Source organism: Halomonas sp. TP35, from assembly GCF_052375975.1.
In the GTDB taxonomy this organism is placed as follows: domain Bacteria; phylum Pseudomonadota; class Gammaproteobacteria; order Pseudomonadales; family Halomonadaceae; genus Vreelandella; species Vreelandella citrativorans.
In genome coordinates this window covers 1-16,879 of record NZ_JBQSUZ010000011.1, presented here as the reverse complement: position 1 = coordinate 16,879, position 16,879 = coordinate 1, and the positions used below count along the sequence as shown (strand labels likewise).

The following is a 16,879-nucleotide window of genomic DNA, read 5'->3' as shown; positions in this document are numbered from 1 at the left end:
GACCATGAACATGATGTTTTTGCAGGAGATTTTTAACAATATCACTCAGCGTGATGCGCTATTACGCCGCCGTAACCCAGGATCGCTTACCCCCGATCACGGTCATCTTGTAAACGCCTGTCAGGCACTTCTGGCAAGCGATGGTGAAGCCTCCAGCATTGCCCTGGCCAGTCGGGCATTAGCTATTTATCAACGCTTGTCTTCCGCTGAAAAAACCAGCTTTTTTAAGCGCTTGGCAAGCGAGTTTGCCGCCGACGCCGCGCAAATCGACGAAGCCTACGCGGCCTATGCTGAAGCACGCGACAACGATACGTTACAGACTCTGATTGACGCCTGCGAACCACGCCGCCAAGAGCTCTTTCGGCGCTTGAACCTGGCCCGCGACGGCACCTATGAGCTGGTCAAGATGCGCGAAGACTTGCTGGAATTGCTGCGCGAGCAGCCCGAACTGGGGCCTATCGACAACGACTTTGTGCACCTTTTTAGCTCCTGGTTTAACCGCGGTTTTCTGATGCTTAAACGGATTGACTGGAACACGCCAGCCTCCGTGCTGGAGAAAATCATCCGCTATGAAGCGGTGCATGAAATTAAAGACTGGAACGATCTACGCCGACGGCTGGATGCCCGTGACCGGCGCTGCTTTGCATTCTTTCACCCAGCGATTGGCGACGAGCCGCTGATCTTTGTCGAGGTGGCCCTGCATAAAGGACTGCCGAGCCGTATTCAGCCTATTTTGGTGGGCGAAGAAAGCGGCGATGACCCCGAAGACGATGATACAGCCGCTTTCTTTGGAATCAGCAACTGCCAAACCGGCCTGCGCGGCATTTCGTTTGGTAACTTTCTGATCAAGCAGGTGGTACAGGAGCTTTCGCAGGAACTCCCTCAGCTCAAATACTTCGTAACGCTGTCGCCGGTACCCGGGTTTGCCCAGTGGCTCACCGAGCAGCGCGAGGATGAACAGTGGCCGGAAAACCTGCGCAACACGCTTGGTGAGCTAGAAACGCCCGATTGGCACCACGATGCGGTACGCGAAGAGCGCCTGAAAGCAATCATTCGTCCTCTGGCCGCCCGCTATCTGGTCGAAGCCAAAAATGCCAAGGGCTTGCCTCTCAATCCTGTCGCCCGCTTTCACTTGGGTAACGGCGCTGAGCTGCATCGCATTAACTGGCTGGGTGATATCTCGTCCAAAGGCGTTAAGCAAGCGGCGGGGCTAATGGTCAACTACCTGTATGTGCTTGATGACATTGAACGCAATCACGAAAACTATACCGCCAAAGGCACCGTTGCCTGCTCAAATGAAGTGCGTGACCTTGCACGGCGCGCTCGTAAGCTGGCCAAGGGAGAGACCGCCAAATGAACCACAACCTGTTTGAAACCTTTGCCGCCAAGATGCGCGAGCGCGCCGACGCTGACTTTATTACCACTCGCGAAGGCCGCCACTATAGTTACACCGATGCGCTGAACATTAGCGCTCAGCTCGCCGGTGCATTGACCGAGCTGGGAGTGACACAAGGCGACCGCGTTGCCGTCCAGGTAGATAAAAGCCCTGAGGCAATACTGCTGTACTTGGCCTGCCTGCGTATTGGCGGCGTATATCTGCCATTGAACACCGGCTATACCGGCGATGAAATTCGCTACTTTTTAAATGACGCCGAACCCGCGCTATTTGTTTGCCGCCCCAAGCTTGAAGATGAGGCGCGAGCGCTTGCCGCTGAAACCGGCTGCCCAGCCGTGGCAACGCTGGGTAGTGCCGATGACGGTAGCCTGATGGAGAAATCTCGCCACGCGACGCCTTGCGAGGAGATCGTCACGTTGGGCGAAAACGATCTGGCGGCGATTTTATATACTTCCGGCACCACCGGACGCTCTAAAGGCGCCATGCTGACCCACCGCAACCTCGCATCCAATGCTGAAACCCTGGTAAAAACCTGGCTCTTCAGCGCCAATGATCGGCTGATTCATGCGCTGCCTATTTTTCATACGCACGGGCTGTTTGTGGCATGTAATGTCGTCTTGATGGCTGGCGCCAGCATGCTATTTCTACCCAAGTTTGATGCCGACATTATCTTTGAAGAGTTACCCCACGGCAGCGTAATGATGGGCGTGCCCACGTTCTATACCCGGCTGGTTCAGGACGCACGCTTAACGCCACAGGCGGCGGAAAACATGCGCCTGTTTATTTCAGGCTCGGCACCACTGACCTCTGAAACCCACGAAGCGTTTGAAGCCAAAACCGGCCATGCGATCCTTGAGCGCTACGGCATGACCGAGACCAACATGAATATCTCCAATCCCTATCAGGGGGAGCGCCGTGCGGGCACCGTGGGAGTACCACTGCCCGGTGTGGATATTCGCATTATTGATCGTGAGTCAGGCGCAGAAGTCGCCGAAGGCGACATCGGCATTCTTCAAGTTCGCGGGCCCAACGTGTTTATCGGCTACTGGCGCATGCCCGAGAAAACCCGTGAAGAATTACTCGATGACGGCTTTTTTATCACCGGCGATTTGGCCATGCGTGATGCCCAGGGCTATGTGCATATAGTGGGCCGTGATAAAGATCTGGTGATTTCCGGGGGCTACAATGTTTATCCCAAAGAGGTGGAGCAGCTTATCGATGAGCTGGAGCAGGTGGTTGAGTCGGCGGTGATTGGTTTGCCGCACCCAGACTTTGGTGAAGGGGTAGCGGCAGCGGTAGTTTGCCAAGCGGGCGCCTCCCTCGATGAAACCACCATTTTTGACCACTTGGCAGGACGCTTGGCCAAATATAAGCAGCCCAAGCGGGTCTTTTTTGTCGAGGAGCTACCGCGCAATACCATGGGTAAGGTGCAGAAAAACGAGCTGCGCAAGCGCTTTGCGGATGCATATCAAGCGCCTTAAGCATACTCTTTAACAAGCAGCGCGCGGGCATTTAAGCCGCGCCCTTCACCTTGCTCAATTAACACAGCCCGCGCTTCACTGGTCTGATGCTGCTGGCTTATATGCAGCCCTTTTAATATTAACGCCAGCCCTAGGCTCGCCACGACAGTGGCGGCGGCGCCACACCCTGGCATAGGGTTGTGAGCAAGCGCATCCCGAAAGTGGCTCAAGCGCTGCTGCCATATCGCGGTGTTGGGCGGTTGACTATCCTTATCCATGTTCTTAACTCCTTTTATCGTACGCTTAACGGAGAACTCCTCTCCTGCCTGTGGGTCTTAAATGGGTTCTCTCAAAAAGCGCTGTTGATAGTGAAACATCCAAGCGCGCAGCGTGTTAGCGTAGCCTTTTGCTCAAACGCGATAGTGCGTTATTAGAAGATGATGAATTGTCAGTGCTAACATAACCTTCATTTTGCATAAGGAGCTTGCTGCTTTGATTACTCACAATGAAACGGGCGCTTTCTCGGCAGCCGAACTCTATCGCGTTATTAACGATGCCTCCGCTCAGGAAGAAGCCGCTGAACTGGAGTGGCCAGCCGCCAATGTTAGTTTAGATGAAGCCAACCAAACGTTGATTTGGGAGCTTCACGATTACGGTAATTTAACGTTAACGCTTTCGCGCAGTGACAATGAGTGGATTGCCATGACCGCCATTGCCCCGCTGGACAGCGTATCGAATCCGGCTGAACTTAACGACGTGTTACTGCGCCAAGGCCTTGCGCTTCCGCTTGCCTCTATCGGTATCGTTTCAATTGATGAGCGCGACTTTTACGTGGCTTACGGGCAGCTGTTTGGCGATTCAAAGCTGGTGTCTATTTGTGCTGAATTACATGCCACAGCCAGCGCTGCCATGGAAGTCGCCGATTTAATTCAAGATCACTTTTCTTAATACGCGTTTAGGAGCAACCCTTATGTTAAGCAAAATCATGACGGCGTTACGTGGCAAAGCGAATGAGACCGGCCAGACCGTCGTAGACTCTCAAGCGCTACGTATTTTGGACCAGGAAATTCGTGATTCTGAAAATCACCTGAAACAGTCCAAAACCGAACTTGCGCGCTTAATGGGTCAACGCCAGTTGAACAGTAACAAAGCAGATACCCTGGAAGGCAAAATTACCGAGCTTGAGCAAAGTGCTGAAGCCGCGCTGGACAAAGGCGAAGAAGCGTTGGCGGTCGAAGTTGCCGAGCGTATGGTCAGTATGCAAGATGACCTGGACGCCGAGCGCAGCATCGTTAGCGAGTACGACGCTAGCATTGAAAGCCTGCGTGGGGCCATTCGCAATACGGAAAACCAGCTGCGCCAGCTAAAACAGCAGGTGAGCGTGGTAAAAGCGACAGAATCTGCACAGAAGGCTCAGTCTGCCGTAGCAGCGCGCCATTCCGGCCAAAATAGCGCCATGGGCAGTGCAATGGAGTCTCTTGAGCGCATCCGTGAGCGCCAGCAGCTTAACTCTGCCCAGATGGAGGCAGCTGATCAAATGGCTGCCGAAGAGAGCGGTTCATCACTGGATGCTCGTTTGAAAGCGGCGGGTATTGGTGCCAATGAGCGCAAAGCCGAAGATGTACTGGCACGCCTAAAAGCCAAGAAAAACACCCCGCAAGCATAATGTGACACAGCGCCCGCCCACCGGCGGGCCTGCACGTTACTGGGCCACTACTTATTCAGTACCCATCTGTCCGCCCTACTTGCTTGCCCTTTGGAGACCTCTCGAATGTTTAAGACACTAAAGGCCCTGTTCGGCACTTCCAATGAGGCGGCGAACCCTGCGGCAGAAAACGCATCCACCTTCACTGCTGGCCTGCCGACCGGGATGTCACAAGAAGATTTCGCAGGGCTGCGCCTGGACGGACGCGTCAACATTCAGTTGGCTGAGTTAAGCGCCTATTCCGATGCACTCTTTGGGTGGGACAGCGCGCCCTATCATCATGTTGCGGCTGTCGGGCATATCGACCTTGGCCAGGGCGCCCACTTGGTACGCTTTTATCTGGATAACGATACGTGGCTGCAAGCCAACGTCGAAAACCAGCGCGTGATTGAGTACAAGCTGTTTGATTTTTATCGTGTGACGCATTTGTCGGATATCGAGTTCGATGCGCTGATCAACGCAAGCGATAAAAAGGCAGGCCAGCTGGGCGCACAAACGATTGCTGTCGAGGCGACCGATGCTTCCGGGCGCACCTGCCAGTTTCAGCGTGTGTGGGGCGATGAAGCGAGCCTTTGGTCGCCGCCCGTCGTACTTGAAGAGCAGGTAATGACCACCGAAAGCGTCATGACGCGCAGCGTTACCCACCATGCCATGCTGTACGAGCGCCCTATTGAAGACTCCGAGCGCATGGAATATGTATTGCTGAATGCGGAAGATGACGGTGAGGGTGGGTTTATGCTGGTACAAAATCTCGGTGTTGATGTTACATCGGTCGATATTGATGCTATTTAAACGCGGCAAGCCCCAACACACGCCATCACCACAACGTTGACTCTCAACCAAGGAAGATTTTATACATGCAGTATTTACAAGGCTTACCCCACTTTTTGGGCTATCTGATCGGCGCACTCGTGCTTCTCGTTGCGTTTATGTACTGTTATAGCCGTATCACGCCCCACCACGAGTGGACGTTAATTCGCGAAGGTAATGCAGCGGCGGCCACGGCCTATGCGGGCTCTATCGTCGGTTTTACACTGCCGCTCTACAGCGCTATGGCCAACTCCATCAGTTTCATCGACTTCATCTTGTGGGGCATCATCGCGTTTGGTGTTCAACTGGCGGCTTTCTTTGGCCTGAAGATGGTGCTGAAGAATCAGGGAGAAAGCCTGTCACTGCATATCACTGAAGGTCATATGGCTTACGGTATTCTGGCGGGTAGTGTCTCCATTGCGGTTGGCCTGATTAATGCCGCCTCGATGACGTGGTAAGGAGTTTAACGATGGCACATAACGATCAGACCCCACACCTGCCGCGACGCAAACGCAGCGCCCGCCTCTCGCTTGCGATGATGGGCGCCAGCGCATTCGGGCTAACGGCGTGTGGCCAGCCAGAGCAAACGACCGATGTAAGCTTTGACAGCCCACGCAGCTACCAGAGTGTTGATGAGTGCGTGGCCGCCGATGTATATACCCGCAGCGCCTGTGAAGATGCCTACGAGGCGTCCATTAAAGAAGTCCCCCGCTTCAATACGCTTGAAGAGTGTGAGGCTGAACACGGTGAAGGAGCCTGCACGGCCCCCACCGAACAGCAGTCGCAGGCGGCCACCGGCAGCAGCGGCGGTGGCTGGTTTATGCCGGCCATGATGGGTTACATGGTGGGTAACATGATGTCGCGCACCAGCCACGGTGCGACCAACCGGGGAGTGTACCAAGAACCGGTTTACCGCAATCGTCAGAACCAGGGCAACTGGAATACCGCCACTAACCAGGCCAGCCAGCGTGTCAATCAGCGCCACCAGGCCCTGCGTACCACGGCGACTCAGAACCGCCAGGCCACACAGCGTCGCGGCTTCGGTTCTCGCTCATCCGCTCGCGGCGGCTGGGGCTCGTGATGTACCTCGGGAATCTCCATGCTTAGAGTTGATGTTGCAGAACGCGCCAACTGGAAAACCCTGGCCCACGAGCTGGGGTTTCATTTTCATACCATCGGCGGCGAACCCTACTGGAAAGAGAGCGCCTACTACCAGTTCTCGCTGGATCAAATAGAGCGGGATATTGAGGCGCCTACCGAAGAGCTGCATGAAATGTGCATGGAGCTTGTTGATCGTGTCTGTCACTCCAATGCGCTGATGCAACGCCTGGCGCTGCCGGAGTTCATGTGGGACACCATTCACGACTCCTGGGTGTCTGGCCAGCCACACCTTTATGGGCGAATGGACTTTGCCTATCCAGGCCAGGGCCACGCCAAGCTGCTTGAGCTTAACTACGATACGCCCACCTCGCTTTATGAAGCGGGCTTTTTCCAGTGGGTATGGCTGGAGCAGGCAATTCAACAAGGCATAATTCCGCGCCACGCCGATCAATATAACTCCATTCAGGAGCGGCTGATTAATGCGATGGCGCATATTGGCGACCGGCTGAGCAGCGCCGAGATGTACTTTTCATGTATCAAGGATAACGACGAAGAGCGTGCGACCGTACACTACCTGCAGGATGTAGCCGTTCAGGCCGGTTTAAAAGCGCCCTTCATTTATACCGAAGATATTGGCTACCAGCGCGACGGCGACTACTTTATTGACCTGGATAATCAGCCCATTCAGGCACTGTTTAAGCTCTACCCCTGGGAAGAGTTGGCCGACGATGCGTTTGGCGAAAAGATTCCCCAGTTGCACACCCACTGGTTTGAACCACCGTGGAAGGCGATTCTGTCTAACAAGGGCATTCTGCCCCTGCTGTGGGAGCACTTTAAGGGCCACCCTAATTTGCTACCTGCCTATTTTGAAGAGCGCTCGCCTTCACCGCTGCCGCCCGGCTGGGTACGCAAGCCGTTCTTTTCACGCGAAGGCAGCAATATTGAACTGTTAACGCCAGAGGGGCAGCGTGAGGCAGTGGATGGCCCCTATACGGACAGCCCCTGGATTCGCCAGGCCTACCACCCCATGCCGCGCTTTGGCGAACATCACGCGTTAATCGGCAGTTGGGTGGTGGGCGATCGTGCTTGCGGGATCGGCGTGCGGGAAGACGTAGGGCGAATTACCAAGGATTCATCCTGCTTTGTGCCCCACGCCATTGTTTAACGGTCAGGAGAACGCGCCTGCTTACTCCGCCAACCATAAGCAGCTAACAGTATCGCCGGGCGTTACCTGATGATGGGGAGGAATAACCGCCAAGGCATCGGCCTCAATACACGACGATAATACGCCGGAATTCTGGTCAGCAAAGGCCTGGGCCGTTATACCGGAAGGTGCAAAATTAAGCGTTACGCGCATATAGTGCTGGCGCGGTCCGGTCGAGGTCTCAAAATTCGCCGTTGCGGTTAACGTTGGCAATGCCTTCAGTGCTGGGCAAGCCAACAACGCCCCCATGAGCGGGCGCAAGAATAGCCAGGCCCCCACAAATCCCGAAACCGGGTTGCCCGGCAACCCCACAAACCTTGCCTCACTGCCGTCAGCGCGAGGCAAGCGGCCTAGCGCCAAGGGCTTGCCTGGGCGTATGGCCAAGCGCCATAAATCCAGCTCGCCCAAGGCATCAAGCGCGGCCTTAACGTGGTCTTCTTCCCCCACACTGACACCGCCAGTACTCACGACCACGTCGGCGTCAGCGGCGGCTTGGGTTAATAGCGCCACCGTTTGAGCGTAGTCATCCGGCACACTAACGATCTGCACCACGTCAGCGCCAAAGCGCTCAAGCAGGCGCTTTAACATGGGCCGGTTGGAGTTATAAATTTGCCCCGGTGCCAGCGGCGTGCAGGGGTCGACGATTTCATCGCCGGTCGAGAGCAGGGCAACTTTAGGGCGGCGGCGTACGCTCACCTGGGTGATGCCCTGCCCCGCTAAATGCCCCAACGCGGCCGCTTCTAAGCGCAGCCCTTTGTTGAGCAAACAGTCGCCCAAACGCACATCCCGCCCTTGGCGGCGCACGTTGTCGTCAGGCGGAATATTGTCCGGTATCAAGGCCTTGCCTGCCTCAACGCTAACGCGCTCCTGCATGACGACGCAGTCCGCGCCTGCTGGCAACTCGCCACCGGTAAAGATGCGTGCACAGCTACCGGGTGCAAGCGGCGCTACCTGCGTTCCTGCCGCAATGCGCTGGCTGATGGGCAGCCACCGGCCCGCATCGCTTGCGCGTAACGCATAGCCATCCATCGCACTGTTATCAAAGGGCGGGACGTTCAGCGCTGCCATCACGTTGTCAGCCAGCACCCGCCCGCCAGCGGCGTCCAAGGCGGCTTCTTCCGCACTGACGGGACTCACGCCAGCCAGCAGCGCTTCAAGCGCGGCGCTTACTGGTTGCAAATCAGCCATGCTGACCTCGCCCGGGGATCACCAGGTTGGCAAAGTTGCACGGTTTGTGACGGCTATCGAGCTGCTCTTTCAAAATGCCTTCCCAGCCCGTACGGCAAGCGCCGGTTGAGCCTGGCAGGCAGAAGATGACCGTGGCATTCGCCAAGCCACCCAGGCAGCGGCTTTGAATGGTGGAACTGCCAATCTCCTCGCCACTTAGCTGACGAAAACGCTCGCCAAATCCTTCGATGTGCTTATCCAGCAGTACCGAAATGGCTTCCGGTGTGGAATCACGGCCGGTAAAGCCGGTGCCGCCGGTGGTAATAACCACTTGCACTCCGGCGTCAGCAATCCACTGGGCCACGATAGCGCGAATCTGGTAGATATCGTCAGCCACAATACGCTTATCGGCGAGCCGATGGCCGGCGGCGGACAAGCACTCGACCAACTGCTGACCAGAGCGATCATTCTCTTCGGTGCGCGTATCTGAAATCGTCAGTATGGCTATGTTGAGGGCAACCATCGGCTCCATAACACTACTCCTGACCGCTTTTCTTGGCTTGGCGAGCGTCCAACGCCGCCAACTGTTCAGGCGTTGCAGTGCCCTGATAGTGTGCTTTCCACTCGCTGTAGGGCATTTTGTAGACGTACTCGCGCGCGGCTTCGTAATCAAGCCGCTCGCCTCGCTCTTCGGCTGCGCTCACCAGCCATTTGGAAAGGCAGTTACGGCAAAAGTCCGCCAGGATCATCAGATCGATATTCTGTACGTCCTTGTTATCGTCCAGGTGGCTCAGCAAACGCCGAAAGGCAGTTGCCTCAAGCTCAGTGCGAGTAGCCTGATCAAACTCGTTAAAATCTGACATTAGCGTTTCCCTCATAAAAAGTGACTGTCGTGCAGCATACCAAAAGACACCGCTTATCGGCGCTGTTCACTCAGATAACGTAGGCGGGCGAACCCACTGATTGATATGGGTCATAGTGCTTATCATCAAGCATCTAACGTATAGACAAGCGCATAGACAAGCATGGCCCTTGGCCGCCATCATAGCGATAAGGGATCTACACTTGAAAATGGCAAGGCTGATCGGCCAGGCTTGTTACTGCTCGCCCGTTGCTACAGGAGACATGCCGATGATCACGACCCAAGCATTAACCGGCATGGTGCTCGCTGGTGGTGAAGGCCGCCGCATGGGCGGGCGCGATAAGGGGCTAGAGCCCTTTGCTGGGCTACCTCTGTTTGCCCACACAGCGGCCAAGCTTGAAGGGCAGGTTGCTGAACTGCTGATTAGCGCTAACCGTAATCTTGACGCCTACCGCCTGTTTGGGCGTGTGATCAGTGATGTGGAACCAGGCTTCCAAGGCCCTTTAATGGGCATTTATAGTGGGCTGCGCGCAGCAAACACGCCGTGGCTATTGATAGCTCCTTGCGATACGCCGCATCTCCCGGTCGACCTGGTCGCACAAATGCTGGCAGGCATACAAAGCGCCGATATCGCCGTGGCGTTTGATGGTCAGCATCTGCACCCTACGGTGGCCTTGATACGCACCGCACTGGCGGATGATCTTCAGGCGGCCCTGAAAAGCGGCGAGCGTAAAATTCAGCGCTGGTATGCACATCATAATATGCGCCGTGTGGATATGTCCGACTGCCCCGACGCCTTCGCCAATCTCAATACCGCCGAAGAGAAAAGCCGCTTGGAAGCACAATGCCTACCTGCCAGGGAAGTACCATGACGCTCTCCTGCTTTGAGCTTGGCGACCAGATGCTGAGCGTGGAAGAAGCCCGCCAGGCGCTGACAACGCTTATTGAAAGACCGCTGGCCCATGAAGTAATCGATCTGCATCGCGCCCATGGCCGCCGCCTGGCGCACGATATTATGGCGCCGATCAACGTACCGCCCAGCACCAACGCCGCGATGGATGGCATTGCCCTTGCCTGGCCAGACACACAGCCATCCCAATGGCCGCTTATCGGTCACTCTTTGGCAGGGCATGGTTTTCAGGGCGCCGTGCCGCCTGGCGCTTGCGTGCGGATTACCACGGGAGCCCCGCTACCAGAGGGCACCGATACGGTTATTATGCAGGAGCAGTTAACAACGCACGGCGAGCACCTCCACATCGCAAACCCTGAGCGCGTTAAGCGTGGCCAGAACGTACGCCTGGCCGGGGAAGATATTCTCAAGGGCAACCTGGCGCTTTCAAAAGGAACGCGTTTGGATGCCGCTAGTATGGGGCTACTTGCATCGCTCGGCGTGGCACAGGTTTGCGTGGCCCGGCCACCGACGGTTGCACTGTTTTCCACCGGCGATGAAGTGACAGCGCCTGGCGAGCCGCTGGAGAATGCCCGCATTTATGATGCCAACCGGTTTACCTTGATGGGTTTATTAACCGAACACGGCGCTGAGATGATTGATCTGGGTATTCTTCCCGATGATCAGCAGGCGATACGTAAGGCGTTATCCCACGCCGCCCAAGTGAGCGACCTGGTGCTCACCAGCGGCGGTGTATCGGCGGGGCAAGCTGACTTTACACGGCCTGCCCTTGAACAACTGGGCCAACTAACGTTTTGGCGCGTTGCGTTACGCCCAGGGCGGCCACTGGCCTGCGGCTGGCTGGGAGAGTCGCGTACGCCCTTTGTGGGCTTGCCCGGCAACCCTGTCGCTGTCATGGTAACCTTTTCACAGTTTGTCGTGCCGTTGCTCCATCACTTGCAGGCACTCCCCATGACTCCGCCACCCAGGCTTTACGCTGTCGCAGATGAAGTGCTTAACAGCCGCTACCAGCGTACCGATTTTTTGCGCGGCATTTACCATAGCGATACGCAAGGTGTGCTCCACGTACGCACGACAGGCGCGCAAGGGTCCGGCATGTTAAGTTCGATGGTCGCGGCTAACTGTCTGATCGAGCTACCCGAAGACCAGGACGGTGCACAAGCTGGCGAGGTAGTCTGCATTCAACCACTTGTGAGATGGCCATGACTAAGCAACTAATAGATGACTTTGGTCGCCGAGTTAGCTATGTCCGCATCTCGGTGACCGACCGCTGTGACTTCCGCTGTGTGTACTGCATGAGCGAGGAAATGACGTTTCTTCCGCGTGCCCAAGTGCTTACCCTTGAAGAGATCAGCATGGTCGCCCAGGCCTTTACCGAACTGGGTGTTGAAAAAATTCGCCTGACCGGTGGTGAGCCCCTGGTGCGCCGGGACATAGAACAGCTGGTAGATGACATTGGCCAGTTGCCCGGGCTTAGCGACTTCACCATGACCACCAATGGCGCCAGCCTGCGTAAACATGCCAAACGGCTTTATGCAGGTGGCCTGCGCCGTCTCAATATAAGCCTGGATTCACTGGACCCGGAGCGCTTTAAAAAGCTAACCCGCACCGGCGATTTAACACGCGTTATTGACGGCATCCATGCTGCAAAAGAGGCCGGATTTACCCGCATCAAGTTAAATGCGGTCATTTTAAAAGGTCGTAATGATGATGAGGTGCTGGACCTTGTCGACTTTGCGCGTGACGAAGGGCTGGATATCAGCTTTATTGAAGAGATGCCGCTGGGCGATGTGTCCGATCACTCACGCGCAGAAACCTTCTACTCAAGTGATGATGTACAGGCCCTGATTGAAAAGCGCTATACGCTAACCCCGACCACCGAAACCACGCCAGGCCCGTCGCGCTACTTTAAGATGGCCGACAGTGAAAGCCGGGTTGGCTTTATATCGCCGCACAGCCACAACTTCTGCGACACCTGTAATCGTGTGCGGGTCACGGTAGAAGGCCGTTTATTGCTCTGTTTGGGTAACGAACATTCGGTCGACTTGCGCGCCGTGCTGCGCCGCTATCCCGGTGATATGCCGCGCCTTAAAGAGGCGATTGTGAATGCACTACCGCTCAAACCAGAGCGGCACCATTTCACGACCGACGGCGACATTCAGGTTGTTCGCTTTATGAATATGACAGGGGGTTAACTCGTGGCAGCGTTGTCAAAAGTGCCGGTTCATATCGTCACCGGCTTTTTGGGAAGTGGTAAAACCACCCTCATTCACCGTCTGATTGAACAAAAGCCTGCGCATGAAACGTGGGCCATTTTAGTGAATGAGTTCGGTCAAATTGGTATCGACCAGGCGATGTTTGAGCAACGTGACGATATCGTTATTAAAGGCTTACCTGGCGGCTGTTTGTGCTGTCAGCTCGCCTTTGTTATGCAGGCAGCGCTTGTTAACCTGCTGGCGCGCAGTAAGCCAGACCGCGTGATTATCGAGCCCTCTGGACTTGGCCACCCCGCCGGTTTGCTGGATCTGCTGCGCGGCGAGGCCTTTCACGATGTCGTTGATGTACGCGATATTATTGCCACGCTGGACCCACGCCGTCTGGATGATCCGCGTGCGCTCAATCATGAAACGTTTCAGGATCAGTTGGCGATCGCCGATGCGGTAGCCATCACCTTATGGGACCAGGCCACCGATCAACAGCAGCAGGCAGCGCAGCAGTTTGCCAATGCCTTATGGCCGCCGCGTAAATGGATCGAGCCGGTTACCAATGGCGAACTGCCACTTGAACGATTAACACACAGTGGCCAAAGCCCTGCCCACGACCTGGCCGTTCCGGAAGCACACCGCACGTTAACCGCGCCCCCTGGTTTGGAGGGCGGATTTTTTGACTTTCCGCCAGCCAAAGGCGCACCACAGCAGGAAACCGGTGTAGCACTGGGCTACGTGAGTCTGGGATTACGCTGGCACCCTGACGAGCACTTTGACCTGGACAGCCTGGCGCAATGTTTAGGTGAATTACCCCGTGATGCCCGTATTAAAGGCGTGTTTCATACGACCAGCGGCTGGCAGCAGCTTAACCGCGCTGATGGTGCGCTAAACGTAGAAAGTAGCGCCTGGCGACAGGACTCACGGCTGGAAATCATTATCCCTGAAGCGCTGGCGAGTACAGTGCCGGATATCACAGCTCTTGCGTCAATACTTTCCCCCGCGCCATTTCATCAAAACGGCTGACCTCAAGAAACATCAAGCTCCGCTTCCAACGCGTCGATGGTGACCGGACGCCCAAACAGATAACCTTGATAGGCGTGGCAGCCATGGGCGAATAACCACGCCTGCTGCGCCTGCGTTTCGACTCCTTCGGCGATCACCTCCAGGTTCAGGCTTTCTGCCAGCGCAATGGTACTCTCGACAATCGCCGCATTCGCGCTACTGGTCAGCACCTGGCGCACAAAACTCTGGTCTATTTTCAGCTGGTCCAAGGGTAGCTGAGCCAGGTAGGCAAGGGATGAATAACCGGTCCCAAAATCATCCAGTGAGAGGCGAACACCCAGCGCTTTTAGGAACAACATTTTATCGCGGGCGCTGTCGCGGGCATCCACAAACAGCGACTCTGTCACTTCAAGCTTTAAGCGGTCAAGCGGTGCTTGGGTACGTTCAAAGATAGCCGTGATACGCGGTATAAACTCAGCATCGTGAAACTGCAGGGGGCTGATATTTACCGACATCGTCAAGTGGCAGAACCGGTCATGCTGTGCCCAGCTCGCCAACTGGTAGCAGGCTTTCTCCAGCACCCATGCACCTACTTCAATAATCAGGCCGGTACTCTCTAACAGCGGTATAAAGTCCCCGGGTGATACAAGACCCCGCTCGGGATGCTGCCAGCGCAAAAGCGCCTCGACCCCGGTCGTCTTTCCATTTACTTCCACCTGGGGCTGGTAATAAAGCTGCCACTGGTCAAGCGCCTGTGCCTGCCGCAAATCACGTTCCAGATGCGTTGAGGCTAACAGCGTTGCCTGCATATCGGGGTCAAAAAAGCACAGCGTGTCACGGCCTCTCGCCTTGGCTTGAAATAGCGCCATATCCGCCTGCTGAAGATACTCATTTTGCTCGTCGGTCGAATAGTTCAGGAGGGTGATACCGATGCTGGCCGTCACGCTGACCGAGTGCTCAACGAGTGAACTGGTACGGCGTATGGCAACCATCAACTTATGGGCGATGAGTTCAGCCAACTGAGCCGCTTTAGTCGCATCGGCATCCAACGACTGAATGAGTATAGCGAACTCATCACCGCCTAAACGTGCCAAGGTATCGCTTTCCCGCAGCTGTTGATGAAGCAGGCGCGCAACGCCCTGAAGCAAGCGGTCACCGATAGGGTGCCCAAACACATCGTTAACCTGTTTGAAATGATCGATATCGATAAGCAGAAGCGCTCCATAAGAGCGATGTCGGCGCGCCTCTTTAAGCGCTGCGCCCAAGCGGTCCATAAAGAGACGGCGATTCGCCAGCCCCGTCACCGAATCATAAAACGCCAGTTGGTGGATCTCCTGTTCAGCGGCTTTGCGTTCGCTAATATCGACAACGGTGGCCACGTAATGGGTTAGCTGCTGGTCAGCATTACGGATTGAGCTAATAACGACCCACTCGGGAAAGATATCGCCGTTCTTGCGCTGGTTCCAAACTTCGCCTTCCCAGCGGCCCTGCTGTTTGACGCTGCGCCATAAACGGCGATAGAAACCAGGATCGTGGCGGTTCGAATTAAACATCTTTGCGTCACGGCCAATCACTTCGGCTTCGCTATAGCCGGTAATCTGAGTAAACATGGGATTGGCTTTCAGTATTTTCCCTTCGGCATCCGCGATGATGATGCCCAGGTGTGCCTGAAAAGCGGCGGCCGCGATATTAAGCTCCGCTTCACTCTGTTTGGCTTCGGTAATATCGCGCGCGACCAGCAACGTGCCGGAAAAGCGGCCATCAGGATGCACCAGGGGGCTTGCTACGGTCTGAAAAAAGTGTTCTCCCCTGGGCACCCTCAACTGATATTCAAGCGTAACTGCTTGGCGATGCTGCCTTACCTGCTCAAAGACAGTATCAAAGCGCTTGGATAAACCAGGGGGCATTACCTCGTTATAATGTTTACCTAACAGACTATCTTTGCCTTTCAGCAACATTCCTTCATCCAGGGCATGCATATAGGTCATTTGATTGTTTTGGTCGAAAACGATGATCAAATCCTGGATAGAGTTAATAAGCGTTCTGAGCTGGGCTTCTCCTGTCTGGGCCTGGGTACGCGCCTGATCAAGCTCTTTAAGGCGATGTTGTAATAACTGGGCTAACCTTATCCGCTTAAGGTAATGACGAACTCCCCATGCGCCCAACAAAACAATAGCGATAAAGATACCGATGGTAATCCCGGCGCGCTGACGCCACCCCGCTAACACCTCATCCAAATCCATACCGACAGCCACCCATATCGGATAGTTTTCGATGCGCTGTACCCAAAAAATTCGCTCACGTTGATCCAGAGAAGACCACATCACGTCCGACCACGGGGTCTGGCCGCTGTCCAGAACGCGTTGTACGGTCACTCCCTCCACTTGTCCCCCGGTTTGCGTGCGCTCGTCACCAGGATTGCGGGCGATTAATTTAAGCGTGGCGTCTACCAGGGCGATGCTTTCACCCTGGCGAATCTGCATTTGGTTAACCATGTCGGCAAATGCTTGTGATGCCACACGTGCTGATGCCATGCCCGCAAAGGCACCTGATGAATCTGTCAGACGTAACGCGTGTATCAGAGAGTAGGTTTGTTCCTCACTGGACCAGTAAAGCGGCGTAACGATGTCCTCCATGGGATAGTCAGGGTCGCTCAAGACTTTATAAAAATCCTGGTCACTAAAATCCGCTCCCTGATAGTGGTTATCTCCACTACTAGCAATCATGATTCCTTGGCTATCCAACAGAACCACTCGTTGAACCAGGGGGGCATAGCGATGACGATCGCTTAACATCCGAGACATTTGCGTGGCGCTGACCACATCAGGCATGTTCTGAAGGTCAGCGACACTGACCAGCACGTGGTACGTTTGAGAGAAGATGCTTTCTACCCACTCCCCAATCAGGCTGGCACGCGCATCGCTCTGCGCCTCAGCAGAGGCTATCTCCTGTTCACGCTGCTCCTTTAAAAACCAGCCGAACAGGCTGAACAGCAGCAGTAAAGCAATAACGTATAACGCGTAGACATTGCGACGTTGGTGGCGAAAGGCGTTAT

General features: G+C 55.4%; 17 protein-coding genes. 12 read left to right on the top strand and 5 right to left on the bottom strand.

Annotation, left to right across the window (positions count from 1 at the left end; genetic code table 11):
* Positions 1-4 precede the first annotated feature (4 nt).
* On the top strand, positions 5-1,357 hold the full coding sequence (locus ACT3RU_RS12895) for a malonyl-CoA decarboxylase (protein WP_192527862.1): 1,353 nt from the start codon (positions 5-7) through the stop codon (positions 1,355-1,357).
* Positions 1,354-2,877, top strand: coding sequence for a malonate--CoA ligase (locus ACT3RU_RS12890; RefSeq protein WP_192527861.1), 1,524 nt, complete (start codon positions 1,354-1,356; stop codon positions 2,875-2,877). The genes ACT3RU_RS12895 and ACT3RU_RS12890 overlap by 4 nt, the downstream gene beginning before the upstream one ends.
* Here the strand turns inward: ACT3RU_RS12890 and ACT3RU_RS12885 are convergent.
* The gene (locus tag ACT3RU_RS12885; RefSeq protein WP_192527860.1) at positions 2,874-3,134 is read right to left on the bottom strand and encodes a hypothetical protein; all 261 of its coding nucleotides are present in this window, start codon (positions 3,132-3,134) and stop codon (positions 2,874-2,876) included. The two genes, ACT3RU_RS12890 and ACT3RU_RS12885, sit on opposite strands and share 4 nt — an antisense overlap.
* A gap of 214 nt (positions 3,135-3,348) precedes the next feature.
* Here ACT3RU_RS12885 and ACT3RU_RS12880 point away from each other — a divergent pair, with 214 nt between their 5' ends.
* The 6 genes from ACT3RU_RS12880 to ACT3RU_RS12855 all read left to right on the top strand — a co-directional run bounded on the left by ACT3RU_RS12880 (position 3,349) and on the right by ACT3RU_RS12855 (position 7,637).
* Complete coding sequence (locus ACT3RU_RS12880) at positions 3,349-3,804, top strand: DUF2170 family protein (protein WP_087111029.1); 456 nt, start codon at positions 3,349-3,351, stop codon at positions 3,802-3,804.
* A gap of 22 nt (positions 3,805-3,826) precedes the next feature.
* Positions 3,827-4,522, top strand: a complete 696-nt coding sequence (locus ACT3RU_RS12875; RefSeq protein ID WP_087111027.1) for a PspA/IM30 family protein — start codon at positions 3,827-3,829, stop codon at positions 4,520-4,522.
* 105 nt (positions 4,523-4,627) lie between these two features.
* The gene (locus ACT3RU_RS12870; RefSeq protein WP_192527859.1) at positions 4,628-5,353 is read left to right on the top strand and encodes a DUF2491 family protein; all 726 of its coding nucleotides are present in this window, start codon (positions 4,628-4,630) and stop codon (positions 5,351-5,353) included.
* 65 nt (positions 5,354-5,418) lie between these two features.
* Positions 5,419-5,829, top strand: a complete 411-nt coding sequence (locus ACT3RU_RS12865) for a DUF350 domain-containing protein (protein ID WP_172117914.1) — start codon at positions 5,419-5,421, stop codon at positions 5,827-5,829.
* A gap of 11 nt (positions 5,830-5,840) precedes the next feature.
* On the top strand, positions 5,841-6,452 hold the full coding sequence (locus ACT3RU_RS12860) for a DUF1190 domain-containing protein (protein ID WP_172117913.1): 612 nt from the start codon (positions 5,841-5,843) through the stop codon (positions 6,450-6,452).
* An 18-nt stretch (positions 6,453-6,470) separates the two neighbouring features.
* Positions 6,471-7,637 carry a glutathionylspermidine synthase family protein gene (locus ACT3RU_RS12855; protein WP_192527858.1) on the top strand — a complete coding sequence of 389 codons (1,167 nt, stop codon included), beginning with the start codon at positions 6,471-6,473 and terminating at the stop codon, positions 7,635-7,637.
* A gap of 21 nt (positions 7,638-7,658) precedes the next feature.
* Here the strand turns inward: ACT3RU_RS12855 and ACT3RU_RS12850 are convergent, their stop codons facing one another.
* From ACT3RU_RS12850 to ACT3RU_RS12840, 3 genes are read right to left on the bottom strand one after another with little or no spacing between them, the layout of a single operon-like run.
* A complete protein-coding gene (locus ACT3RU_RS12850) occupies positions 7,659-8,864 on the bottom strand; it encodes a molybdopterin molybdotransferase MoeA (protein WP_192527857.1) in 1,206 nt (401 codons plus the stop codon).
* Positions 8,857-9,375 (bottom strand): molybdenum cofactor biosynthesis protein B, encoded by a 519-nt coding sequence (gene moaB / locus ACT3RU_RS12845; protein WP_192527856.1) that lies wholly within the window; start codon positions 9,373-9,375, stop codon positions 8,857-8,859. The genes ACT3RU_RS12850 and moaB overlap by 8 nt, the downstream gene beginning before the upstream one ends.
* Before the next feature lie 4 nt (positions 9,376-9,379).
* Entirely contained in the window at positions 9,380-9,706 is a 327-nt protein-coding gene (locus ACT3RU_RS12840) for a DUF1244 domain-containing protein (protein ID WP_192527855.1), read from the bottom strand.
* A gap of 268 nt (positions 9,707-9,974) precedes the next feature.
* On the opposite strand from ACT3RU_RS12840, the gene mobA reads away from it, so the two are divergent.
* From mobA to ACT3RU_RS12820, 4 genes are read left to right on the top strand one after another with little or no spacing between them, the layout of a single operon-like run.
* Complete coding sequence (mobA, locus tag ACT3RU_RS12835) at positions 9,975-10,577, top strand: molybdenum cofactor guanylyltransferase MobA (protein ID WP_192527854.1); 603 nt, start codon at positions 9,975-9,977, stop codon at positions 10,575-10,577.
* Complete coding sequence (gene moeA / locus ACT3RU_RS12830) at positions 10,574-11,821, top strand: molybdopterin molybdotransferase MoeA (protein ID WP_192527853.1); 1,248 nt, start codon at positions 10,574-10,576, stop codon at positions 11,819-11,821. Before mobA ends, moeA begins: the two co-directional genes overlap by 4 nt.
* On the top strand, positions 11,818-12,810 hold the full coding sequence (gene moaA / locus ACT3RU_RS12825; protein ID WP_192527852.1) for a GTP 3',8-cyclase MoaA: 993 nt from the start codon (positions 11,818-11,820) through the stop codon (positions 12,808-12,810). The genes moeA and moaA overlap by 4 nt, the downstream gene beginning before the upstream one ends.
* A 3-nt stretch (positions 12,811-12,813) precedes the next feature.
* On the top strand, positions 12,814-13,845 hold the full coding sequence (locus tag ACT3RU_RS12820; RefSeq protein ID WP_192527851.1) for a CobW family GTP-binding protein: 1,032 nt from the start codon (positions 12,814-12,816) through the stop codon (positions 13,843-13,845).
* Positions 13,846-13,847: 2 nt separating this feature from the next.
* Here ACT3RU_RS12820 and ACT3RU_RS12815 read toward each other — a convergent pair.
* Positions 13,848-16,879 (bottom strand): bifunctional diguanylate cyclase/phosphodiesterase (locus tag ACT3RU_RS12815; RefSeq protein ID WP_483392717.1); only part of this gene is annotated, 3,032 nt, incomplete at its 5' end.

Excerpts from the sequence above, each read along its gene's own strand:
- mobA (WP_192527854.1), top strand. The coding sequence starts at position 9,975 with ATGATCACGACCCAAGCATTAACCGGCATGGTGCTCGCTGGTGGTGAA.
- ACT3RU_RS12870 (WP_192527859.1), top strand. The coding sequence starts at position 4,628 with ATGTTTAAGACACTAAAGGCCCTGTTCGGCACTTCCAATGAGGCGGCG.
- ACT3RU_RS12875 (WP_087111027.1), top strand. The coding sequence starts at position 3,827 with ATGTTAAGCAAAATCATGACGGCGTTACGTGGCAAAGCGAATGAGACC.
- ACT3RU_RS12840 (WP_192527855.1), bottom strand. The coding sequence starts at position 9,706 with ATGTCAGATTTTAACGAGTTTGATCAGGCTACTCGCACTGAGCTTGAG.
- ACT3RU_RS12860 (WP_172117913.1), top strand. The coding sequence starts at position 5,841 with ATGGCACATAACGATCAGACCCCACACCTGCCGCGACGCAAACGCAGC.
- moaB (WP_192527856.1), bottom strand. The coding sequence starts at position 9,375 with ATGGAGCCGATGGTTGCCCTCAACATAGCCATACTGACGATTTCAGAT.
- moaA (WP_192527852.1), top strand. The coding sequence starts at position 11,818 with ATGACTAAGCAACTAATAGATGACTTTGGTCGCCGAGTTAGCTATGTC.
- ACT3RU_RS12865 (WP_172117914.1), top strand. The coding sequence starts at position 5,419 with ATGCAGTATTTACAAGGCTTACCCCACTTTTTGGGCTATCTGATCGGC.
- ACT3RU_RS12890 (WP_192527861.1), top strand. The coding sequence starts at position 1,354 with ATGAACCACAACCTGTTTGAAACCTTTGCCGCCAAGATGCGCGAGCGC.
- ACT3RU_RS12885 (WP_192527860.1), bottom strand. The coding sequence starts at position 3,134 with ATGGATAAGGATAGTCAACCGCCCAACACCGCGATATGGCAGCAGCGC.
- ACT3RU_RS12855 (WP_192527858.1), top strand. The coding sequence starts at position 6,471 with ATGCTTAGAGTTGATGTTGCAGAACGCGCCAACTGGAAAACCCTGGCC.
- ACT3RU_RS12850 (WP_192527857.1), bottom strand. The coding sequence starts at position 8,864 with ATGGCTGATTTGCAACCAGTAAGCGCCGCGCTTGAAGCGCTGCTGGCT.
- moeA (WP_192527853.1), top strand. The coding sequence starts at position 10,574 with ATGACGCTCTCCTGCTTTGAGCTTGGCGACCAGATGCTGAGCGTGGAA.
- ACT3RU_RS12895 (WP_192527862.1), top strand. The coding sequence starts at position 5 with ATGAACATGATGTTTTTGCAGGAGATTTTTAACAATATCACTCAGCGT.